Source organism: Limnobaculum allomyrinae, assembly GCF_016649425.1.
GTDB lineage: Bacteria > Pseudomonadota > Gammaproteobacteria > Enterobacterales > Enterobacteriaceae > Limnobaculum > Limnobaculum allomyrinae.
In genome coordinates, this window is the sequence record NZ_JADRCR010000001.1 from 777864 (window position 1) to 799844 (window position 21981).

19 protein-coding genes and 7 tRNA genes are annotated in these 21981 nt (G+C 45.2%); 22 read left to right on the plus strand and 4 right to left on the minus strand.

Features of this window, described 5'->3' with window-relative positions; all coding sequences use genetic code 11:
- Positions 1–264 precede the first annotated feature (264 nt).
- The 11 genes from nagB to I2494_RS03625 all read left to right on the plus strand — a co-directional run bounded on the left by nagB (position 265) and on the right by I2494_RS03625 (position 6550).
- On the plus strand, positions 265–1065 hold the full coding sequence (gene nagB / locus I2494_RS03575; protein ID WP_218465397.1) for a glucosamine-6-phosphate deaminase: 801 nt from the start codon (positions 265–267) through the stop codon (positions 1063–1065).
- Between the two features lie 22 nt (positions 1066–1087).
- A complete protein-coding gene (gene nagA, locus I2494_RS03580) occupies positions 1088–2233 on the plus strand; it encodes an N-acetylglucosamine-6-phosphate deacetylase (protein ID WP_218465396.1) in 1146 nt (381 codons plus the stop codon).
- A gap of 31 nt (positions 2234–2264) precedes the next feature.
- The gene (gene nagC / locus I2494_RS03585) at positions 2265–3488 is read left to right on the plus strand and encodes a DNA-binding transcriptional regulator NagC (protein ID WP_218465395.1); all 1224 of its coding nucleotides are present in this window, start codon (positions 2265–2267) and stop codon (positions 3486–3488) included.
- A gap of 265 nt (positions 3489–3753) precedes the next feature.
- Positions 3754–5421: an asparagine synthase B gene (asnB, locus tag I2494_RS03590; protein WP_218465394.1), complete on the plus strand. Its 1668-nt coding sequence runs from the start codon at positions 3754–3756 to the stop codon at positions 5419–5421.
- 258 nt (positions 5422–5679) lie between these two features.
- A tRNA-Met gene (locus I2494_RS03595) sits at positions 5680–5756 on the plus strand.
- Between the two features lie 4 nt (positions 5757–5760).
- A tRNA-Leu gene (locus I2494_RS03600) sits at positions 5761–5845 on the plus strand.
- Positions 5846–5870: 25 nt separating this feature from the next.
- A tRNA-Gln gene (locus I2494_RS03605) sits at positions 5871–5945 on the plus strand.
- Positions 5946–5990: 45 nt separating this feature from the next.
- Positions 5991–6065 (plus strand) — tRNA-Gln (locus I2494_RS03610).
- Between the two features lie 218 nt (positions 6066–6283).
- A tRNA-Met gene (locus tag I2494_RS03615) sits at positions 6284–6360 on the plus strand.
- Between the two features lie 4 nt (positions 6361–6364).
- Positions 6365–6449 (plus strand) — tRNA-Leu (locus I2494_RS03620).
- Positions 6450–6475: 26 nt separating this feature from the next.
- A tRNA-Gln gene (locus tag I2494_RS03625) sits at positions 6476–6550 on the plus strand.
- A gap of 90 nt (positions 6551–6640) precedes the next feature.
- Here the strand turns inward: I2494_RS03625 and ubiF are convergent.
- Entirely contained in the window at positions 6641–7831 is a 1191-nt protein-coding gene (gene ubiF / locus I2494_RS03630) for a 3-demethoxyubiquinol 3-hydroxylase (RefSeq protein WP_218465393.1), read from the minus strand.
- Positions 7832–7989: 158 nt separating this feature from the next.
- Here ubiF and miaB point away from each other — a divergent pair, with 158 nt between their 5' ends.
- The 6 genes from miaB to lnt all read left to right on the plus strand — a co-directional run bounded on the left by miaB (position 7990) and on the right by lnt (position 13865).
- On the plus strand, positions 7990–9417 hold the full coding sequence (gene miaB, locus I2494_RS03635; RefSeq protein ID WP_218465392.1) for a tRNA (N6-isopentenyl adenosine(37)-C2)-methylthiotransferase MiaB: 1428 nt from the start codon (positions 7990–7992) through the stop codon (positions 9415–9417).
- 115 nt (positions 9418–9532) lie between these two features.
- Positions 9533–9724, plus strand: coding sequence for a hypothetical protein (locus I2494_RS03640; RefSeq protein ID WP_218465391.1), 192 nt, complete (start codon positions 9533–9535; stop codon positions 9722–9724).
- 165 nt (positions 9725–9889) lie between these two features.
- Complete coding sequence (locus I2494_RS03645; RefSeq protein ID WP_218465390.1) at positions 9890–10945, plus strand: PhoH family protein; 1056 nt, start codon at positions 9890–9892, stop codon at positions 10943–10945.
- Between the two features lie 12 nt (positions 10946–10957).
- Positions 10958–11431 (plus strand): rRNA maturation RNase YbeY, encoded by a 474-nt coding sequence (ybeY, locus tag I2494_RS03650; RefSeq protein ID WP_218465389.1) that lies wholly within the window; start codon positions 10958–10960, stop codon positions 11429–11431.
- A gap of 18 nt (positions 11432–11449) precedes the next feature.
- Complete coding sequence (gene corC, locus I2494_RS03655) at positions 11450–12328, plus strand: CNNM family magnesium/cobalt transport protein CorC (RefSeq protein WP_130591804.1); 879 nt, start codon at positions 11450–11452, stop codon at positions 12326–12328.
- Positions 12329–12335: 7 nt separating this feature from the next.
- Positions 12336–13865, plus strand: a complete 1530-nt coding sequence (gene lnt, locus I2494_RS03660) for an apolipoprotein N-acyltransferase (RefSeq protein ID WP_218465388.1) — start codon at positions 12336–12338, stop codon at positions 13863–13865.
- A gap of 41 nt (positions 13866–13906) precedes the next feature.
- Here lnt and I2494_RS03665 read toward each other — a convergent pair whose 3' ends face one another.
- The 3 genes from I2494_RS03665 to I2494_RS03675 form a co-directional block, all read right to left on the minus strand.
- Positions 13907–14569: a GntR family transcriptional regulator gene (locus tag I2494_RS03665; RefSeq protein ID WP_218465387.1), complete on the minus strand. Its 663-nt coding sequence runs from the start codon at positions 14567–14569 to the stop codon at positions 13907–13909.
- Between the two features lie 214 nt (positions 14570–14783).
- The gene (locus tag I2494_RS03670) at positions 14784–15989 is read right to left on the minus strand and encodes a mandelate racemase/muconate lactonizing enzyme family protein (protein WP_218465386.1); all 1206 of its coding nucleotides are present in this window, start codon (positions 15987–15989) and stop codon (positions 14784–14786) included.
- A 43-nt stretch (positions 15990–16032) separates the two neighbouring features.
- A complete protein-coding gene (locus I2494_RS03675; RefSeq protein WP_218465385.1) occupies positions 16033–17367 on the minus strand; it encodes an MFS transporter in 1335 nt (444 codons plus the stop codon).
- A gap of 512 nt (positions 17368–17879) precedes the next feature.
- Between I2494_RS03675 and I2494_RS03680 the strand changes: the two genes are divergently transcribed.
- From I2494_RS03680 to I2494_RS03700, 5 genes are all read left to right on the plus strand, one after another.
- The gene (locus I2494_RS03680) at positions 17880–18776 is read left to right on the plus strand and encodes a glutamate/aspartate ABC transporter substrate-binding protein (RefSeq protein WP_218465384.1); all 897 of its coding nucleotides are present in this window, start codon (positions 17880–17882) and stop codon (positions 18774–18776) included.
- A 97-nt stretch (positions 18777–18873) separates the two neighbouring features.
- On the plus strand, positions 18874–19611 hold the full coding sequence (locus I2494_RS03685; RefSeq protein ID WP_218465383.1) for an amino acid ABC transporter permease: 738 nt from the start codon (positions 18874–18876) through the stop codon (positions 19609–19611).
- A gap of 2 nt (positions 19612–19613) precedes the next feature.
- A complete protein-coding gene (gltK, locus tag I2494_RS03690; RefSeq protein WP_218465994.1) occupies positions 19614–20297 on the plus strand; it encodes a glutamate/aspartate ABC transporter permease GltK in 684 nt (227 codons plus the stop codon).
- Positions 20297–21022: an amino acid ABC transporter ATP-binding protein gene (locus tag I2494_RS03695; protein ID WP_108899792.1), complete on the plus strand. Its 726-nt coding sequence runs from the start codon at positions 20297–20299 to the stop codon at positions 21020–21022. Before gltK ends, I2494_RS03695 begins: the two co-directional genes overlap by 1 nt.
- Positions 21023–21195: 173 nt before the next feature.
- The gene (locus tag I2494_RS03700; RefSeq protein ID WP_218465382.1) at positions 21196–21843 is read left to right on the plus strand and encodes a hypothetical protein; all 648 of its coding nucleotides are present in this window, start codon (positions 21196–21198) and stop codon (positions 21841–21843) included.
- Positions 21844–21981 lie beyond the last annotated feature (138 nt).

The following is a 21981-nucleotide window of genomic DNA, read 5'->3' on the forward strand; positions in this document are numbered from 1 at the left end:
TCTAATTCATAGTGTAAAAAATATATTTCGCATCGCAAATTAAAACCTCCAGATTTGTGATAATTATCACCAAAAAGATTAATATCAGGATGACAATACTAGCTATACACCGCAACTTATTTTATCATATAAAATATCAGCTTCACAGAGTATCAGAGGCGTGTTGCATTAACGTGCGTTATAGTTATAGTCATTAATTTCAATATGTCACGTTATCCTTCACGTATGAGTATAGCCAGTGTTATGTAACCAAGAGGTTTTGACATGAGACTTATTCCATTAGAAAGTGCAAAAGACGTTGGGTTATGGTCCGCCCGCCATATAGCAAATCGCATTAATGCGTTTAAACCAACGGCCGATCGCCCTTTTGTATTAGGTTTGCCAACAGGAAGCACGCCACTGAGCACCTATGTCCGTCTGATTGAACTATATAAGGCCGGCGAAGTTAGCTTCAAACATGTCGTTACATTTAATATGGACGAGTATATTGGCTTAGAGAAACATCATCCACAAAGTTATTATTCCTTTATGCATAATAACTTCTTTAATCATGTCGATATTCAACCAGAGAATATTAACTTATTAGATGGTAACGCCAGCGATGTTCAGGCTGAATGTAAGCGTTATGAAGATAAAATTAAGTCATACGGTCAGATAAACTTATTTATGGGCGGTGTGGGTAATGATGGTCACATTGCATTTAATGAACCTGCTTCCTCCCTGTCATCTCGTACTCGTATTAAAACGTTGACGGAAGATACCCGTATTGCTAACTCTCGTTTTTTCGAAAACGATATCAATAAAGTACCAAAATATGCATTAACCATCGGTGTTGGTACCCTGATGGACGCAGCAGAAGTGATGATTCTGGTTACTGGCTTGAACAAAGCTCAAGCACTGCAGGCCGCTGTTGAAGGTTGTGTTAATCATTTATGGACTGTTTCTGCGCTGCAATTACATCCAAAAGCTATCATGGTTTGCGATGAGCCTTCCACGATGGAACTGAAAATTAAAACTGTTAAATACTTCCGTGAATTAGAGGCGGAAAATATTAAAGCGCTTTAAGCCACTACTGCGAGGGTGTGTGATGTATGCTTTAACCCACTGCCGGATCTATACCGGCCACGATATTCTGGATGACCACGCGGTTATTATTGCCAATGGATTGATCCAGCGTGTATGCCCGCAAAGTGAGTTACCGTCAGATATCGAAGTTCAGGATCTACAAGGTGCCATACTGGCACCAGGTTTCATTGACGTTCAGCTTAATGGCTGTGGTGGCGTTCAGTTTAACGACTCCATGGAGGCTGTATCTGTTGAAACCCTTGAAATCATGCAGCAGGCTAACGAAAGGTCAGGCTGTACCAGCTACCTGCCAACACTTATCACCTCCAGTGATGAGATGATGAAACATGCCATTGAGGTTATGCGTAGCTATCTTGGTAAATATAGCCATCAGGCTTTAGGCCTCCATCTGGAGGGGCCTTATATTAACGTACTGAAAAAAGGGACGCATAACCCCGATTTCATTCGTAAACCTGATGCGGCAATGATTGATTATCTGTGTGCAAATGCAGATGTCATTACCAAGGTTACTCTGGCACCGGAGCAGGTTGACAGTCAGGTTATTCGCCAGCTTACTGAAGCCGGTATCATCGTTTCTGCCGGTCACTCAAATGCCACTTACGATCAGGCTCGCACCGGGTTTGCTGCCGGCATTAGCTTTGCGACCCATCTGTATAACGCAATGCCTTATATCACCGGTCGTGAACCTGGTTTGATGGGGGCTATCTTTGATACGCCTGAAATCTATACCGGCGTTATTGCGGATGGCCACCACGTTGCCTGGGCAAGTATTCGTAACGCTAAGCGTCTGAAAGCTGACAAACTGGTACTGGTAACTGATGCAACTGCACCAGCCGGTGCCAATATTGATCATTTTATTTTCGCAGGTAAACCAGTATATTACCGCAACGGAATGTGCGTAGATGAAAATGGAACCTTAAGCGGCTCCGCTTTAACCATGATTGAAGCCGTAGCCAACAGCGTTCAATTTATTGGTATACCTCTCGATGAAGCGCTTCGTATGGCGTCGCTCTACCCTGCCAGGGCAATGGGTGTCTCCAACACATTAGGCAGCATTGAAACCGGTAAGGTGGCCAATCTCACCGCGTTTACTCATGATTTTAATATCACTCATACATGGGTTAATGGTTTATTGAAAAAACAATAATCATGATCCGGCAATAACAACAGAGGTAACGATGACGACAGGCGGTCAAATTGGTAACATCGATCTGGTAAAGCAGTTAAATGGGGCAGTAGTTTATCGTTTAATCGATCAACAAGGCCCTATATCACGCATTCAGATCGCTGAACTTAGCCAACTGGCCCCTGCCAGCATCACCAAAATCACCCGACAACTTCTGGATCGTGGCCTGATTAAAGAAGTTGAACAACAGGCTTCAACCGGAGGACGTCGGGCGGTCTCTATTGTTACTGAAAACAAAAACTTCCATACCGTTGCTGTACGTCTGGGGCGTAATAACGCCACCATCACTCTGTATAACCTCAGTGGTAAAGCACTGATAGAAGAACCCTACTCTCTTCCTGAACGCACTCAGGAAGCACTGGAAAAAGGTCTTCTTCAGGCTATTGCTCACTTTATTGATACCTACAGCAACAAAATCCGTGAATTGATCGCTATTGCTATCTCTCTCCCCGGTCTGGTGGATCCAGAAGATGGCATAGTGAAATATATGCCACATATTTCAGTATCAGATTGGCAGTTGGGCAAAATAGTCCATGAGCGGTTTAATATCAGCTGTTTTATTGGTCACGATATTCGCAGTCTGGCGCTGGCAGAACACTATTTCGGCGCAACTCAAGACTGTGAAGACTCTATGCTCATTCGCGTTCACCGCGGTGCTGGTGCCGGTTTTATTATCAATGGTCAAATCTTCCTGGGAAAAAACCGCAACGTTGGTGAAATCGGTCATATTCAAATCGACCCATTAGGTGAACGCTGCTATTGCGGTAACTTCGGCTGTCTGGAAACCGTAGCGTCAAATTTTGCCATTGAACAACGAGTACGTAACCTTCTCAGTCAGGGCTATAACAGTAAGCTGACCCTGGATGACTGTAGCATTTCTGCTATCTGCAAAGCCGCGAATAAAGGTGATGATTTAGCCGTTAATGTGATTGATTATGTCGGTCATCAATTAGGTAAAGCGATTTCTATAGCCATTAACCTGTTTAATCCTCAAAAAGTAGTGATTTCCGGCGATATCACGGAAGCACAAAAAGTGTTGTTGTCCTCTATTCAGCGCTGTATTGATAACCAGGTTCTGATTAACTTTCGACAAAACTTGCCATTGGTGACGACTCAATTGGATCACCGCTCTGCCATTGGCTCTTTTGCTCTGGTAAAACGCTCAATGCTTAACGGTGTCCTGTTACAGCATTTGCTGGGCGACAGTAACGACTAATATTTATTGCTTATAAAAACTTTTTTCACTTATCACCTGTCACATCATCTTGAAATCAGTGTAATGTTTTATTTAAAGGCATTGCACTGAAATAAACCTTTCATCGCACTAACCTGGTGCAAATCTGCTGCTATGCTAAAAAGTATCGCCCTGAATGAGGCGGGATTCGCTCTGCAACCTGACTAAAAATCTGGCTTAATTCTTGCTTAAGTTAATATGACCGAATTTAAGTAACTTCAATGACAACGGAATAAGAGAGATAACAATGTGTTCAATATTTGGTGTACTCGATATTAAGTCCGATCCGATTGAGCTGCGGAAAAAAGCATTAGAGATGTCTCGTCTTATGCGTCATCGTGGTCCTGACTGGTCCGGCGTCTACGCATCTGACACGGCAATACTCGCTCACGAACGTTTATCCATTGTCGACGTTAATAATGGCGCACAGCCGCTGTATAACGCAGTACACACCCATGTCCTGGCGGTTAACGGTGAAATTTATAACCATCAGGAACTGCGTCGTCAGCTAAAAGATAAATATGAATTTCAGACTGAGTCAGACTGCGAAGTTATTCTGGCTTTGTATCAGGAAAAAGGTATCGACTTTCTGGACGATCTTCAGGGAATGTTTGCCTTTATTCTGTATGACAGCACCAACAACAGTTACCTGTTAGGCCGTGACCATATTGGTATTATCCCGATGTATACCGGTCATGATGAGCACGGAAACTTTTATGTAGCATCTGAAATGAAAGCGCTGGTGCCCGTTTGTAAAACGATTAAAGAGTTCCCTGCCGGTAGCTACTTGTCCAGTACCGACCATAAAATCCAGCGCTATTATCAGCGTGACTGGATGGAATTTGATAACGTTAAAAATAATGCTACTGATGAATACGAACTGCGTAACGCGCTGGAAGAGGCAGTAAAAAGTCATCTGATGTCCGACGTTCCTTATGGGGTGCTGTTGTCTGGCGGTTTGGACTCCTCCGTTATTTCTGCAATTACCAAAAAATATGCTGCTCGTCGTATTGAAGATGACGAACGTAGCGAAGCCTGGTGGCCTCAGCTCCACTCTTTCGCCGTTGGTTTAGAAGGCTCTCCCGATCTGGCTGCTGCGCAGGAAGTAGCACGTCATTTAGGTACGGTTCACCATGAAATTCACTTTACCGTGCAGGAAGGAATGGATGCCATCCGCGATGTGATTTATCACATCGAAACCTATGATGTGACAACCATTCGTGCCTCAACGCCAATGTACCTGATGGCGCGAAAAATTAAGGCGATGGGTATTAAAATGGTGCTATCCGGTGAAGGCGCCGACGAAGTATTTGGTGGTTACCTCTACTTCCACAAAGCGCCAAACGAAAAAGAGTTTCATGAAGAAACCGTACGGAAACTTCTGGCTTTGCATATGTATGACTGCGCCCGTGCCAATAAAGCGATGGCAGCCTGGGGGGTAGAAGCTCGGGTGCCTTTCCTGGATAAAAAATTCCTCGATGTTGCTATGCGTATTAATCCAAAAGATAAAATGTGCGGTAACGGTAAGATGGAAAAATATATTATTCGTAAGAACTTTGAGTCTTATATTCCTGCCAGCGTGGCGTGGCGTCAAAAAGAGCAGTTCTCTGACGGTGTTGGATATAGCTGGATTGACAGCCTGAAGGCTACTGCCGCCGAACAAATCAGCGATCAGCAGTTGCAAAATGCCAGTTTCCGCTTCCCGTATAATACGCCAACCTCTAAAGAGGCCTATTTATACCGTGAAATCTTTGAAGAACTCTTCCCACTACCCAGTGCTGCAGAATGCGTTCCTGGTGGCCCTTCTGTCGCTTGTTCTTCGGCTAAAGCGATTGAATGGGATGAATCCTTCAAGAAATTGGATGATCCATCAGGTCGCGCAGTAGGTGTTCACCAATCGGCTTATAAAAGCTAATTCGTTATATAAAAATACTCGCTAATCTGGCGTTAAAAAAACGGGCCACTTCGGCCCGTTTTGCTATGGAAACAAAAAAGGGTTTTAACCCTTCTCTCATCAAATTGATGCTTTTTTTGTCGCTTTTATCGACATATCGGTTATTAGCCAAACAATCAGACAAAACTGTGCCCTTTATGAGAAAAAACTAGTTGACGATCGTGGCTCAGATACGCATAATGCGCCCCGCAACGCCGTTGAAGGTTAAGCAATTATTATGGCTACGTAGCTCAGCTGGTTAGAGCACATCACTCATAATGATGGGGTCACAGGTTCAAATCCCGTCGTAGCCACCATTTTGCGGAAGTGGCGAAATTGGTAGACGCACCAGATTTAGGTTCTGGCGCCGCAAGGTGTGCGAGTTCAAGTCTCGCCTTCCGCACCATTTTCCTTCAATGACAATGCTCGGGTGGGGTATCGCCAAGCGGTAAGGCAACGGGTTTTGATCCCGTCATCCCCAGGTTCGAATCCTGGTACCCCAGCCATTTTTCTGCTTATAGTTATAAGCTATTTTGGAAATTATCTCCTATTGGGGTATCGCCAAGCGGTAAGGCAACGGGTTTTGATCCCGTCATCCCCAGGTTCGAATCCTGGTACCCCAGCCATTTCCTTCTTTCCTTTCAGTGCTTCTTATTATTTCCCATTGCGTTAATTTTCTTTTGTTCTCCCCTCTGCTCATTGCTCAAAAAGTCATCAAACAAATCGTTTAATCCCCAAATCTGACTGTTTTCGACTATACAAGCAGATCAAAACCTTGACGAAAACGACACATGTCCGCATAATGCGCTCCTTAACGCCGTTGAAGGTTAAGCAAAAAATATTTGGCTACGTAGCTCAGCTGGTTAGAGCACATCACTCATAATGATGGGGTCACAGGTTCAAATCCCGTCGTAGCCACCATTTTGCGGAAGTGGCGAAATTGGTAGACGCACCAGATTTAGGTTCTGGCGCCGCGAGGTGTGCGAGTTCAAGTCTCGCCTTCCGCACCATTTTCCTTCAGCGACAATATTACTGGTGGGGTATCGCCAAGCGGTAAGGCAACGGGTTTTGATCCCGTCATCCCCAGGTTCGAATCCTGGTACCCCAGCCATTCTCTTATTGAGCATGGTTATCCAGACATAAAAAAACTCGCTGATGCGAGTTTTTTTATGTCTGCCGTTTGGCATAGTTAATCGGCTAACTATAACCCCAGCGCATATTTCAAGGCCCATTGTTTAAGCTTACCGGAACGTTCCGCTGCCATTAATGCCAGATTGCGTACCAAACGCAGTGGTGGTAGTTGGTTGCTAAACGCTTTGTAGAATAAATCCATACCAGACTGCATCAGTAAGTTATCCGGATAGCGTCTACGCTGATAACGGCTTAAAACCTTATCAGAACCATACTCTTCCCCTTTCTTACGTGCCTCCAGCAATACCTGTAATAAGCAATCCACATCCCGATAGCCTAAATTAACTCCCTGCCCAGCCAGAGGATTAATGGTATGGGCTGAATCCCCCACCAACACCATGCCAGACTGATAATAACGTTGGGCATGACGACGAATTAACGGAAATGAACCTGCGGCTTTCACTTTTACCTTTCCCAAACGTTGCGGGAATTCACGCAGTACTTCTTTTTCCAATTCTGACAAAGAGAGTGACTGCAATTGGCGAATACGAGACGGTGAGTCATACCACACCAGAGAAGCGTATTGTCCAAACAGTGGTAAAAATGCACGAGGGCCCGAAGGATAAAACTGCTGCCAGGTTGCATCTTGCTGAGGTTGTTGCGTCTCAACGGTTATCAGCATACAAGACTGGCGATATTGCCAACCGGTTAATCCAATTCCGGCAAACTTTCTGACAGCTGAATCCGCACCATCTGCACCAATCACTAAAGGCGCACTCAGGCATTCGCCATTATCTAATGTTACCTGTTTCAATTTTGCCTCAGACTCCAATGGCATAACGGAAACTAAGCGTGCAGGACAATGCAATGTTAATGATGGCCAGTGCTCAAACTGCTGCCATAAACCCAGTTGAATAAGTCGGTTTTCTACCATATACCCTAACTCGGGTAATGATAGCGAAGCGGCATCAAAGACGACTTTAGACTCATTCCATTCCCAGGTTTCCAGCTTGCGATAAGGTGTAATTCGCATTGAGGCAATAGCATCCCATGCACCCAATCGCTTTAACAGATTGACTGAAGTACAACCAATAGCTGAAACCCGCACGTCGGGTTCGCTATCAGCGGAAAAAGCAGCCGGGTTATCATGTTCTATTACCGCTACCGACCAGCCTTCCTGCGCTAATCCAAGGGCAACCGCTGCGCCAACCATTCCACCGCCGACAACAATGGCGTCATATTGTTTTATCGTTTTTTTCATGTTGTTATCACACCGCGCTAATCCTTACTACCACAGAGTGTACCGGATTTTTACAATTCCTTCAGCGTCGAAGCGATGCTTAAGCTGGTCACGGGAACAACAAACCATTACAATACGCGCCCTGCATAGGGTTTTAACCTGTACTGAGTAACGAATCTATGACCAAGAAAATGTATATAAAAACCTGGGGCTGTCAGATGAACGAGTACGATTCATCTAAAATGGCCGATTTACTGGGAAGTACCCATGGCTATCAGCTGACCGAAGATGCTGAAGAGGCGGATGTTCTATTGCTGAATACCTGCTCAATTCGTGAAAAAGCGCAGGAAAAGGTATTCCATCAGCTTGGTCGCTGGAAATCATTTAAAGACACCAGACCTGATATTATTATTGGTGTGGGTGGATGTGTGGCATCTCAGGAAGGAGATCACATTCGTCAACGCGCACCGTTTGTCGATGTCATATTTGGGCCACAAACTCTGCATCGCCTGCCGGAGATGATCAACAAAGCCAGCGGCACTCGTAGCCCGGTGGTTGATATCAGCTTCCCGGAAATCGAGAAATTCGACCGTTTACCAGAGCCTAAAGCCGAAGGCCCTACTGCTTTCGTTTCCATTATGGAAGGCTGCAATAAATATTGTACTTACTGCGTGGTGCCTTACACCCGCGGTGAAGAAGTGAGTCGCCCAAGTGATGATGTGCTATTCGAAATAGCACAGCTTGCAGCTCAGGGCGTGCGGGAAGTAAATCTGCTGGGTCAAAACGTTAACGCCTACCGTGGCCCCGCTTTTGACGGTGGTATCTGCACTTTTGCAGACCTGCTACGTTTAGTCGCCAGTATCGATGGTATTGACCGTGTTCGCTTTACCACCAGCCATCCAATTGAGTTCACTGACGATATTATTGAAGTCTATAAAGATACCCCTGAATTGGTGAGTTTCCTGCACCTTCCGGTACAAAGCGGTTCCGATCGCGTTTTAAATATGATGGGCAGAACCCATACTGCACTGGAATATAAAGCCATTATTCGCAAATTGCGTGCGGCACGTCCTGACCTGCAAATCAGCTCTGACTTTATCGTTGGCTTCCCGGGTGAAACCCTGCAAGACTTCGAACAAACCATGAAGTTGATTGCCGATGTTGATTTCGATATGAGCTATAGCTTTATCTTCTCTGCCCGTCCGGGAACGCCAGCGGCCGATATGGTCGATGATGTATCCGAAGAAGAGAAAAAGCAGCGCCTGTATATTCTGCAGGAAAGAATCAACCAGCAGGCGATGCAATATAGCCGCCGTATGCAAGGCAGCATCCAACGTATTTTAGTGGAAGGTACATCACGTAAAAGCGTTATGGAGCTGTCCGGTCGTACCGAGAATAACCGTGTGGTTAACTTCGAAGGTACTCCGGATATGATTGGTAAATTCGTTGATGTAGAAATTGTCGATGTCTATACCAACTCCCTGCGCGGCAAGCTGGTAAGAACCGAAGATCAAATGAACCTGCGGGTTCAGGCTTCACCGCAAGAGGTGATCGCTCGTACCCGTAAAGAAGATGATTTAGGCGTAGGCGTTTACCAACCTCAATAAGGTCGTTTTCATATTAAAACATCATGATAAACAAAGCCTGTTTATCATGATGTTATGAAACACAAATTACTGCTTCATTGAGATTATTATTCATCAGACACAGGGAAAGTAAAACATGGGCATGATCATTCTACCAACCATCGGCTTGCTGTGTATTTTGTTGTTGGTTCTGGGCGTCCTGCTGTTCTATATCAATAAACGTTCATCCCCTGTGCTTGTCATTCTGTTTATTCTGGCTGCGGCTGCCGCCTGTTCGGTTGGCTGGTTCCTCTATCAATGTATTGCGGCTACCGGCGGCGCTCACTGAGTTATTCCCCTCCCCTAAACGTGATTTCATCGAATTTATCTCAATAGTTGCGAATTTGAGATCCCACATGAATAATGATGTAAGTTATCTATAATTAAAGATAAATAGCGCTGTACAAAAAACATTCTTATTCATTAATCACATCGCGAGATTAAGAGGTACTACTTGAAAATTGATACTTTGGAAGTTTCACTGGAACCCGCAGACAACGAGCGACTGAAAAGCCTATGTGGTCCATTTGATGACAATATCAAACAGTTGGAACGACGCCTTGGTATTGAAATCAACCGTCGCGATAATCGATTCACTCTGGTTGGAAAAGCTTCCTGTGTTGAGGTTGCTAAAGATATTCTTCTCACCCTTTATGTTGATACCGCACCAGTGCGTGGAATTATTCCTGATATCGAACCCGATCAAATACATTTAGCCATTAAAGAATCTGGCGTTTTAGAGCAAATTGCCGATTCGGTACCGGAGTACGGTAAAGCCGTCATTATCAAAACCAAACGAGGGATGATTAAACCACGCACGCCAAATCAGGCTCAGTATATTGCCAATATTCTCGATCATGATATTACGTTTGGTGTCGGCCCTGCCGGTACCGGTAAAACCTATCTGGCGGTTGCGGCAGCAGTGGATGCACTGGAACGTCAGGAAATTCGCAGAATACTGCTCACCCGCCCCGCCGTTGAAGCCGGTGAAAAACTGGGTTTCCTGCCCGGTGATTTAAGCCAGAAAGTCGACCCTTACCTGCGCCCGTTATATGACGCGCTGTTTGAAATGTTAGGCTTTGAACGGGTTGAGAAGCTGATGGAGCGCAACGTTATCGAAGTGGCTCCTCTGGCCTATATGCGTGGCCGTACTCTAAACGATGCATTTATCATTCTTGATGAGAGCCAAAACACCTCCATTGAGCAAATGAAGATGTTCCTGACCCGTATCGGATTTAACTCTAAAGCGGTGATCACCGGTGACGTAACGCAAATTGACCTGCCACGTAATCAAAAGTCCGGCTTGCGTCATGCAATTGAGGTATTATCCAACGTTGATGAAATCAGCTTTAATTTCTTTCATAGCGAAGACGTGGTCAGACACCCGGTGGTTGCCCGTATCGTTATCGCCTATGAAGAATGGGAAGCTGAAGACCAAAAACGTAAAGACGCACTGGCAGAACAGCGCAAACGCGAATATCAGCAAATCTCTGAGCCCGGTGCGCAATAATTGAAGGCAGATATGGATCACGTGATTTTAGATTTACAGGTAGCCTGTGAGAATACTCAAGGGCTACCTGATGAGCAGGAGATTCAACGCTGGCTGGATGCGGCGGTGCTTCCTTTCCAACGAGAAGCAGAAGTCACCGTTCGTCTGGTGGATATTGAAGAGAGCCACCAGCTTAATCATACCTATAGGGGAATGGATAAACCGACGAATGTGCTATCATTTCCTTTTGAGGCACCACCCGGCATGGAAATGCCACTGTTGGGGGATTTGGTCATCTGCCGCCAGATAGTGGAGAAGGAAGCGGATGAACAAAATAAGATTTTACTCGCACATTGGGCTCATATGGTTGTCCATGGTAGCCTCCATCTGTTAGGGTATGATCACATCATTGATGATGATGCGGAAGAAATGGAGTCTTTAGAGACTGAGATTATGCAAGAGTTAGGTTATCCTGACCCTTACGCCTCAGAAAAAGACGCAGTCTAACTAACTAATAAAGAATGCATGAGCGACGATCATTCACAAAGTAACGATAGCCCTGGACCCAAAAAGGGCTTCTTTTCACTGATTCTTGGCCAGTTTTTTCATGGCGAGCCTAAAAACCGCGGCGACTTAGTCGAACTTATCCGCGATTCAGAACAAAACGATCTTATCGATCCCGATACCCGCGATATGCTGGAAGGTGTCATGGATATCGCAGAGCAACGCGTCCGCGATATTATGATCCCACGTTCCCAGATGATTACCCTAAAACGTAATCAGCCGCTGGAAGAGTGTCTGGATGTGATTATCGAATCAGCCCACTCCCGCTTCCCGGTGATCAGCGAAGATAAAGACCATATTGAAGGCATTTTAATGGCGAAAGACTTATTGCCATTTATGAGTAAAGATTCTCAGCCTTTCACTATCGATCAGGTTCTTCGCCCGGCGGTGGTGGTGCCCGAAAGTAAGCGTGTTGACCGCATGCTGAAAGAGTTCCGTTCACAACGCTATCATATGGCCATTGTGATTGATGAATTCGGCGGCGTTTCTGGTCTGGTTACCATCGAAGATATTCTTGAATTGATTGTTGGTGAAATCGAGGATGAATATGACGATGTGGAAGACCGGGATGTGCGCCAACTCAGCCGTCACACCTTCACCGTCAGAGCCTTAACGCCGATAGAAGAATTTAATGAAGTTTTCTCTACCAACTTCAGTGATGAAGAGGTTGATACTATTGGTGGTCTGGTTATGCAGGCCTTTGGTCATCTGCCATCGCGGGGAGAGATCATCTCTATTGAGGGTTACCAGTTTAAAGTCGCTATGGCGGATAGTCGGCGCATTATTCAGGTACACGTCACGATTCCTAATGAATCGCCACAACCACAGTTAGAAGATTAATTATCACATGGCTGTAGCCCATATTTTTGATCGCCAGCGGATTCGATTGCCGCTGGCGTTAATTTTAGGTGCCTGTGGCACCTTGTCACTCTCCCCTTTTGACCTGTGGCCAATGGCGCTGGTTTCGCTCTGTGGCTTACTTGCCCTGACGCTGAACCGTACGCCTAAGCAAGCCATGTCGGTTGGTTTTTGGTGGGGGCTCGGTCTGTTTCTGTCTGGTATTCATTGGGTTTACGTCAGCATTGACCAGTTTGGTGGTCTGCCGATGCCAATCAGTATCGGGCTGGTATTACTACTGGCTGCCTATCTGTCCCTTTATCCAATGCTGTTTGGTTGGTTGCTGGCTCGCTTTTGGCCAAAGACCACCATCTGGCGCCTGGCGCTGGCGGCCCCCGCGCTCTGGCAGGTTACTGAGTTCTTACGCGGTTGGGTTTTCACCGGTTTTCCATGGGTACAGTTCGGCTATAGTCAGGTCGATGGGCCGCTGAAAGGAATTGCACCGCTGCTGGGTGTTGATGCCATCAATATGTTGATGGTCGCCATTAGCGGCATGCTGGTGTTTGCTATTTGTCAGCGTCGTATTCTGCCCGGCATTATTGCCGTGCTCTGCATGCTGCTGCCCTGGCCTCTCAAACAGATTCAATGGTTTACCGAACAGCCGGAACGTGCCGTTGATGTGGCTTTAGTACAGGGAAATATCGCTCAGTCACTAAAATGGAGCCCTGACCATTTGCTACCTACTCTGGAAGCTTATGTTAATGAATCCAGACCTTATATCGGCAAATCCCGAATTATTATTTGGCCAGAAGCGGCTATTCCTGATATCGAAACCAGACAGGCTTCATTCTTATCCATGCTGGATCGGAACTTCCGTGAAAATAACTCAGCACTGATTACCGGTATTATTGATTATCGAACAACTCCCCAACGTTCTGATTACTACAATACCCTGATTGTATTGGGCAACCAGCAACCTTATCAGTATGGCGGCGCTAACCGATATAATAAGCACCATTTGGTTATCTTCGGTGAATATGTTCCTTTTGAGTCGATTCTTCGCCCGCTGGCCGCTTTCTTTGATTTACCGATGTCATCAATCAGCGAAGGTAATTATCTGCAAGCACCGATTAACGTTGCCGGGTATAAAATCACCAGCGTCATTTGCTATGAAGTGATTATTGGTCAACAAGTGAGAGATAACTTCACGCCGGATACTGACTTTCTGTTGACCATCTCTAACGATGCCTGGTTTGGAGACTCTATTGGCCCGCTGCAGCATTTTCAAATGGCTCGCATGCGAGCATTAGAACTGGGTCGCCCAATGCTACGCGGCACCAACAATGGCGTGACGGCGGCGATCAATGCCAACGGTGATGTAATTGACCGAATTCCACAGTTTAAACGTCAAGTACTGGAAGTTAAGGTAGCGCCAACAACCGGTATGACGCCTTATGCCCGTTGGGGTTCGTTACCGGTATGGCTAATCACTTTATTGTTGACCGGTGGTTCCTGGTTGCTGTCTCGCCGTTCAAAATAGAGTGCTTCAGTGGGCTACAGGTTCATTATTTCTGTAGCCCGCTATTCTGCAACATCACTCAATAATCGTTTAGCCCGTACGGTAAAGCCACTGTTGATATGCTGTTTAAGCACGCGACATGCCTGTTCTGAATTATTACTACTCAGCCCCTCAACAATTTCTTTATGTTCCTCAATCGAGCGAGTTATATATTCCTGCGAGAACGTGAGTCGGTTACGCATGGCTAATACCTTGGTAGTGGTATTGCGATGCATATCCATTAAATAGGGATTATTGGCAAACTTAAGCAATGAGCGATGAAAATCAGTATCTAAAGCCAGATAAGCTTCACGATCGGGTTTTAGTAAAAAAGGTTCACAGCGTTGAATATTCTGTTGCAGCTCAGTAAGCAATTTTTCGCGGTTTTTATTTAAAGCACTGTGAATAGCGCAGGTTTCGAGTGCGATTCTTAATTCGCTGATATTATCAATTTCTTCCGCAGTCAGACGGCAAATGAAAGTGCCACAACGCGGACGTATTTCAATTAAGTGCTCAGAGCAGAGGCGCAATAATGCTTCACGAACCGGGGTTTTACTGAGGCCAAACAGCTCTGATAGCTGGCTTTCCGTCACCTGCTGCCCAAATTCAAATTCGCCGGAAATTATCATTTGACGAATTTTGTCCGCCGCTATTTCAGTTAACGTTTTTGGGATCTCTAAATGCATAGTCGACCTCGCTGTAGCTATCTTGTCACGATTGCTATGTTTCAGCCTTGAAACCGTCCGACCGATGGATCGCCAAGACCTGTAACGAAATACCTTCTTATCAGTCAATCAGGCGAATCATATACTATGCGATAAGAAAATATAGCGATGGCATCATACTTTCAGAATAAGCGCCCCACCCAAAGAATCAGGGCGGGGCTGAAGATAAAAATAGTTAAGCCGTAATGGTATAGGCCAGATAATCTTTCACAATATCCTCATTAAGCTCCTGCCCTAATCCTGGCAGATCGGGGATGGAATAATAACCATTAACTGGCTGATAATCGTTAGTACAGAGTTCACGAATACAGGCTTTTAAACCATGGGTATGATGCTCATGAATAATGAAATTTGGAATAGCCGCTTCCATATGTAGCGATGCCGCCATTGATACAGGCCCACCACAAACATGAATTTGAACCGTCGCATCATAAATATTGGCATAGTCACAAATTTTCTTGCCTTCGGTAATACCTCCACATAAACATAAATCAGGCTGAACTACGGCTACGCTTTGTTTTTCAAACAATTCACGGTATCCCCAACGAGTATATGAACGTTCCCCCGTCGCCACCGGAATGTTGATACTGCGCGCAACCAGCGCCATATTATCGCTATTGAGTGGATGAACCGGCTCTTCATAAAAGAAGATATTATATTTCTCAATGGCTCTGGCAAACTGAATGGCTGAGTTAGTTCCTAACAGAGAATGGATTTCCACGATGATATCCACATCAGGCCCTACGGCTTGCCGCATGGCCGCAATACGCTCTTCTCCCATACGTAACTGATCAGCGAGTAGCAGACCAAAATAGTTCTGGTTAATCTCCCAATCTAACGGCGGCCCACCATTACGATCAACCTGTAGTGGATCAACTTTAATCGCCGTATACCCTTCCGCAATCGCTTTACGTGCCGCATCGGCATACTGTTCTGGCGTTGTTAGCATCTGGAAAGTATCGCTCCAGCCAAACTGCAATTGGCTGGCATAGGCGCGCAATCTCTCGTTGGTTTTGCCGCCCAGTAATTGATAGATGGGCGCATTCAGCACTTTGCCTTTGATATCCCATAACGCAATATCAATGGCGCTCATACCGGCATAGAAGACGTTACCGCCCCCCATCCCCCAGAAGGTAGCCCGAAACAGGTTTTCCCAAATAGCCTCTGACTTCATGGGATCTTTACCCACTATTCTTGGTGCCAGATCCCGCAGGATACCGACCCCGGCTTTAGCCCCTGCGCCATATGCCAAACCCACTTCACCAATACCGCTAATACCGGCATCGGTGTTGATACGTACCATCACCGGGTTAAAACGAGCCATTCTTGGATCCCGACGATTAACCTCACAATCAAAAATTTCAACGCTGGTAATTTTCATACAACTCTCCATCCTGTTATATAAATAATGGTTACTGCGAAATTTATGCCGTTACGGCTTGGTCTGTTTTTGCTTTTACCCGAGGAATTCGCATCGTGATAAGCAATACGCTGGAGATAACACACAGGATCGCTTCCACCACGAAGACACCATAAGATCCATAGGATTTGGCCACATACCCCAATCCTAAATTGGCGAAGAATCCTCCCAGGCTTGAGCAAGAGTTAATAACCGCGATGCTGATAGCTAAACCGGCAGGTGATAACAACATGGAAGGAATGGCCCAGAACGGGCCGTAATAACTAAGGATACCGACACCAAACAGCACCATGCCAAACATCCGAATCGACATAGAATCAGCCGTAGCAATAACTAAAAACGCCGTAGCAATAACTAAAAACGCCGCGCCCGCCAATAGCATCGGTAATGCCGCATGAAATTTTCGTTCCCCCTGTTTATCCGAGTGCGCACCCCATAAAGGCATAGCAAACATAGCGCACAGGAAAGGTACCGCCATAATCAAACCGACATGGGTATCCGTCAGACCGGGAGCAAATCCTTTTACCTGCCCCGGCAACCAGTAGTTACTGGCCTGAGAAGCAGCCTGAACAAACATATAAACAAACGACAGACGCCATAAAATTGGATTACGAATAATCTGCCAGAACGTCATTGAATTGCACGCGGATTGCCCCTGAGTTTCCGTGTTTAATTCAGCAATCAGCCAGGATTTTTGTTTGTCCGTTAACCAGGGTGCATCCTGAGGGCGGTCATACAGTACATAAAAGGTCAGAACGCCAAGTAAAACCGTCGGTATACCTTCAATGGCAAATAGCCAGCGCCAGCCAGCATGGTCAAAGAAATTGGCGTGCTGGATAATCCATCCGGACATGGGTGCTGCCACTACGGAGGAAACTGCGATTGCCATCATAAACAGCGCCGTGACACGGGCCCGCTCTTTGGCAGGAAACCAACAGGCAAGATAGTAAATCATCCCGGGGAAGAACCCGGCTTCAAATACCCCTAACAGCAAACGTGCCACCATCAGGTGTTCAAAGCTTTGGGCAAAAAATAGGAGTGTTGTCACCCCACCCCATGCAATCAGAATGAAACCAATCCATCTTCTGGCGCCTAACTTCTGAATCATCATATTGCTGGGTATCTGGCAAACCAGATAAGAGATAAAGAATACCGATGCGAGTTGTCCAAACTGAACGCTGGAGATCCCTAAATCGACATTCATTTGTAAAGCGGCGAAACCGATATTAACCCGGTCCATGTAGTTGAAAAAATAAAGAATAAAGGCAAAAGGAATAATATGTCTGCCGATGGTTTTTAATGTGTCCCTGCCTGTCTGAACATTAGTTTGTCTCTCCATACCTCACTATCCTCATTCTTATTGTCAGGAAATGAGATACCAAACTAATTGAAAAAACCTCGCTGTGCTTACGCTGATATATGATATCTCAGTACATCATATATCAGCTCAAATATTGACCAGCTTTGCTTTGATATATGTTCTGTTGCCCCCTTCTCTTCTGATGATTCTTACCAGTCGTGGCTTTATCAAACAAAAATTTAACATATCTCAGACTTGGCACGCACCTTGCTACATATCTATTGAAGCCGGATAAAAGGTGAAAATAATCCTGAAATTTCTGGTTGTTAAAGACGGAATGCACCAATAGGGTGCAAATTTGCACTAAAAGCAAGCATATCTGTGAATTCGCTCACTAATGGTGCAAATTACTGGTAAACAAGGTGTTAATTGTTTTACACAAACACAGCATTAAACTACATTTTAATTACATCATTGGCGGTCTTCTGACTGACTGATGGGCAACAAAAAACGGTTACAACATCATACTGATAACAACGAAGGAGTAAGTCATGCAATTACGCAAGTTAGCACTACCGCTAGTTTTAATGGGTCTGACAAGTACGGCGCTCCACGCAGAGGATTTGGATGGTACACTGAAGAAGATTAAAGACACGGGAGTCATCACCGTTGGTCACCGGGAATCTTCTGTTCCTTTCTCTTACTATGATAATCAGCAGAATGTTGTCGGTTATTCACAAGACTACTCCAACCTGATTGTTGATGCGGTTAAAAAGAAACTGGACTTACCAAACCTTCAGATCAAATTAATTCCGATTACCTCGCAAAACCGTATTCCATTGTTGCAGAACGGTACTTTTGATTTTGAATGTGGTTCAACCACCAACAACGTAGAGCGTCAGAAGCAAGTTGATTTCTCTAACACCCTGTTTGTGGTAGGTACCCGCCTTCTAACCAAAAAAGATTCTGGCATCAAAGAGTTTGCCGATCTGAAAGATAAAAACGTTGCGGTCACCTCAGGCACTACCTCAGAAACTATTCTGAACAAGCTGAACGACTCCGACAAATTGAACATGAAAATCATCAGTGCTAAAGACCACGGTGATGCATTCCGTACCGTGGAAAGTGGCCGTGCTGTCGCCTTCATGATGGATGATGCACTACTGGCGGGCGAAAGAGCAAAATCGAAAAAACCTGATCAGTGGGAAATTGTTGCTAAACCACAATCATTTGAAGCCTACGGTTGTATGCTGCGTAAAGGTGATGCTCAGTTTAAAAAGCTGATGGATGAAACCATTGCTCAAGCGCAAACCTCTGGCGCAGCAGAAAAATCTTATGACAAATGGTTCAAACAGCCTATTCCACCGAAGAATCTGAACATGAACTTCGAACTGTCAGAAGATATGAAAAAACTGTTTAAAGCACCGAACGATAAAGCCCTGAACTAACAGAGTTACATCGCAGTTATCGGCTCTAGGTTGGCTCCCATTACGTCCAATTTGGCGTAATGGGATGTCAATAAAAAGAAATAATAAGGGCTAAGTTATGTTTGGAAACTGGAATTGGGGAATATTCTTAGAACAAGCCCCGTTTGGAAATACTACCTATCTGGATTGGCTATGGGCCGGTTTTCAGGTCACGGTAGCACTATCCATATGCTCATGGATTCTGGCGTTTATTCTGGGATCGCTGTTTGGTATTTTACGCACTGTTCCTAACCGTGTACTTTCCGGAATGGGAACCCTGTATGTTGCGCTATTTCGCAATGTGCCATTAATTGTACAATTCTTTATCTGGTATCTGTTGGTGCCTGAACTATTACCGGCATCTATTGGTGATTGGTTTAAAGGGGACTTGGATCCAAATATTCAATTCTTTGTGGTCTCTGTCTGCTGTCTGGGCTTCTTTACCGGTGCCCGTGTGTGCGAACAGGTCAGAACCGCGATTCAGTCACTGCCTCGTGGACAAAGAGGTGCTGCGCTGGCATTAGGGTTAACCCTGCCTCAGGCATATCGCCATGTGCTGTTACCTAACGCTTATCGCATCATTATTCCACCGTTGACCTCTGAAATGCTTAACATGGTGAAAAACTCCGCCGTGGCATCAACCATTGGTCTGATTGAACTTTCCGCACAGGCCAATAAGCTGCTGGAGTACTCCGGTTACGCCTATGAATCCTTCCTTGCTGTCACCATCGCTTACGTACTGATTAATATTGTGGTTATGCGACTGATGAAGCTGGTTGAGAAGAAAACCCGTCTGCCTGGCACCTTTGGAGGATAATGATGCTTGAATTTGACTGGAGTACCATTATTCCAAGCATGCCTTATCTTTTAGAAGGCATGTGGGTGACGCTGAAAATTGCTATCAGCGCGATTGTTTTTGGTATTGCATGGGGAACCGCATTAGCAATCTTCCGCCTTGCACCACCGCCTTTCCGCTGGATTAGTATGTTGGCAGCGGCATACGTTAACACTTTCCGTTCCGTACCGCTGGTTATGGTACTGATGTGGTTCTACCTGATTGTTCCTCAACTACTGCAAAAGTTTCTGGGACTGTCACCACAAACGGATATTCGTTTTATTTCTGCCGTTATCGCCTTCTCTCTGTTTGAAGCGGCTTACTACTCAGAAATTATTCGTGCCGGTTTACAGAGCGTTGCCCGCGGACAAAACTCCGCCGCACTGGCATTAGGCATGACGCCGTGGCAATCCATGCGTTTGATTATTCTGCCTCAGGCATTTAAAGCCATGACGCCACTATTGCTGACTCAGGGCATCATTCTGTTTCAGGATACTGCATTGGTGTACGTTATCGGGCTGGCGGACTTCTTCCGCAGCGCGACTAACGTTGGTAAGACTTCCGGTACCGAAATTGAGATGGTTTTATTTGCCGGATTCGTCTACTTTATTGTCTGTTTATCCGCCTCCTTACTTGTAACTTATTTGAAAAAAAGGACGACAGTTTGATGATTTCCTTAAAACATGTTTCTAAATGGTATGACCGTTTTCAGGTGTTGTCAGATTGCACAACCGAAGTGAACAAGGGTGAAGTGGTCGTAGTTTGTGGCCCTTCCGGTTCCGGTAAATCTACCCTGATTAAAACGGTTAACGGCCTTGAGCCAATTCAACAGGGAACTATTCTGGTTGATGGTATTGCGGTTAACGACCCTAAAACTAATCTGGCACAATTACGCGCTCGGGTTGGTATGGTATTCCAGCACTTTGAACTGTTCCCGCACTTGTCAATCATTGAAAACCTGACGCTGGCACAAATTAAAGTACTTAACCGCAGTAAAGATGAGGCGCAAAAGAAAGGATTGGCGCTGTTGGATCGCGTTGGATTAACCAGCCATGCTAACAAGTTCCCAAGCCAGCTTTCTGGTGGACAGCAGCAACGCGTAGCCATTGCCCGTGCTTTATGCATGGATCCTATTGCCATGCTGTTTGATGAGCCAACTTCAGCACTCGATCCGGAAATGATTAACGAAGTTCTGGATGTTATGGTTGAACTGGCTTACGAAGGCATGACCATGATGGTGGTTACTCACGAAATGGGCTTCGCCAAAAAAGTAGCGCATCGAATTCTGTTTATGGATGAAGGTAAAATCATTGAAGACACCAAAAAGGATGACTTCTTTAATAATCCTCAATCCGATCGCGCCAAAGATTTTCTGGCGAAAATTCTGCACTAATATTAATATTAGTCCTTCACTGTACAAAGGCTCTGCAATTTGCAGAGCCTTTGTACAACTAATCTACAAAATTCAGACAACAGCACATTAAGTCCTGTATAAACACACCACTTTGATACACTTCCCACCTTGTTTTATTGTGCCAAAGAGCCTATTAATGATTGTAATTGTCTATGCAAACTGAACTCTCAATCTTGTATCGTGCCATACAGCAATTTTTGCTTTATTCGCTGGCTGCCGCGATAGCGACGGGAATGATGTTTCTTGACATTACGCTGGTCGGTAATCAATTGGATGAGCTCTCATTTGTTGAGATCTCTCAGGAAACCATGCTTCTGATAAGCATTCTGTTGTTTCTGCGACTGGCATGGAAAAGAGTAGATATCAGAAATTCGAGTGTGCTGATTGCTGGCTTTTTTAGCTGTATGCTTATCCGTGAGTTCGATAGTGTTCTGGATATGATCCATCACGGCTTCTGGCTTTACCCTGCTTTACTGGTTACTGCCATTTGTCTGTTTTATGTCTCTTTCAATATTAAAAGCACATTGGTGCAACTGGTCAATTTTACCCGTTCACCCAACTACGGTTTTATGATCTCTGGTTTGGTATGCATCCTGATTTTTTCCCGGCTGTTTGGCATGAAATTCTTGTGGTACAACCTGCATCCTGAAGAGTCTCGCTTCTTAATGTATAACGTCAAAGCAGCCGTTGAAGAAGGCGCTGAGCTATTTGGCTACTCTCTCTGTCTGATTTCCAGTCTGTTTTACTATCGTGAACAACGTACATCACCAATACATTCATCTTCAGAATCTCATAACTGAAGGTCATCCCCTGTTTTGCGATAAATATTTAACATAAAAATCATTTACCATGCTTTTGAGTATTGTTGAGGCCGACGCTTATCGGCTATCCTATGGGGATCTATTTCCCAATTGCAGATAAATGCTACTGCCAGTCAT

Bases quoted from the DNA above. Each gene is read 5' to 3' on its own strand.
- I2494_RS03675 (WP_218465385.1), bottom strand. From the start codon at position 17,367: ATGGAGAGACAAACTAATGTTCAGACAGGCAGGGACACATTAAAAACC.
- nagC (WP_218465395.1), top strand. From the start codon at position 2,265: ATGACGACAGGCGGTCAAATTGGTAACATCGATCTGGTAAAGCAGTTA.
- I2494_RS03640 (WP_218465391.1), top strand. From the start codon at position 9,533: ATGGGCATGATCATTCTACCAACCATCGGCTTGCTGTGTATTTTGTTG.
- I2494_RS03695 (WP_108899792.1), top strand. From the start codon at position 20,297: ATGATTTCCTTAAAACATGTTTCTAAATGGTATGACCGTTTTCAGGTG.
- nagA (WP_218465396.1), top strand. From the start codon at position 1,088: ATGTATGCTTTAACCCACTGCCGGATCTATACCGGCCACGATATTCTG.
- gltK (WP_218465994.1), top strand. From the start codon at position 19,614: ATGCTTGAATTTGACTGGAGTACCATTATTCCAAGCATGCCTTATCTT.
- miaB (WP_218465392.1), top strand. From the start codon at position 7,990: ATGACCAAGAAAATGTATATAAAAACCTGGGGCTGTCAGATGAACGAG.
- I2494_RS03665 (WP_218465387.1), bottom strand. From the start codon at position 14,569: ATGCATTTAGAGATCCCAAAAACGTTAACTGAAATAGCGGCGGACAAA.
- I2494_RS03680 (WP_218465384.1), top strand. From the start codon at position 17,880: ATGCAATTACGCAAGTTAGCACTACCGCTAGTTTTAATGGGTCTGACA.
- nagB (WP_218465397.1), top strand. From the start codon at position 265: ATGAGACTTATTCCATTAGAAAGTGCAAAAGACGTTGGGTTATGGTCC.
- lnt (WP_218465388.1), top strand. From the start codon at position 12,336: ATGGCTGTAGCCCATATTTTTGATCGCCAGCGGATTCGATTGCCGCTG.
- I2494_RS03670 (WP_218465386.1), bottom strand. From the start codon at position 15,989: ATGAAAATTACCAGCGTTGAAATTTTTGATTGTGAGGTTAATCGTCGG.
- ubiF (WP_218465393.1), bottom strand. From the start codon at position 7,831: ATGAAAAAAACGATAAAACAATATGACGCCATTGTTGTCGGCGGTGGA.
- I2494_RS03685 (WP_218465383.1), top strand. From the start codon at position 18,874: ATGTTTGGAAACTGGAATTGGGGAATATTCTTAGAACAAGCCCCGTTT.
- I2494_RS03700 (WP_218465382.1), top strand. From the start codon at position 21,196: ATGCAAACTGAACTCTCAATCTTGTATCGTGCCATACAGCAATTTTTG.
- asnB (WP_218465394.1), top strand. From the start codon at position 3,754: ATGTGTTCAATATTTGGTGTACTCGATATTAAGTCCGATCCGATTGAG.
- ybeY (WP_218465389.1), top strand. From the start codon at position 10,958: ATGGATCACGTGATTTTAGATTTACAGGTAGCCTGTGAGAATACTCAA.
- corC (WP_130591804.1), top strand. From the start codon at position 11,450: ATGAGCGACGATCATTCACAAAGTAACGATAGCCCTGGACCCAAAAAG.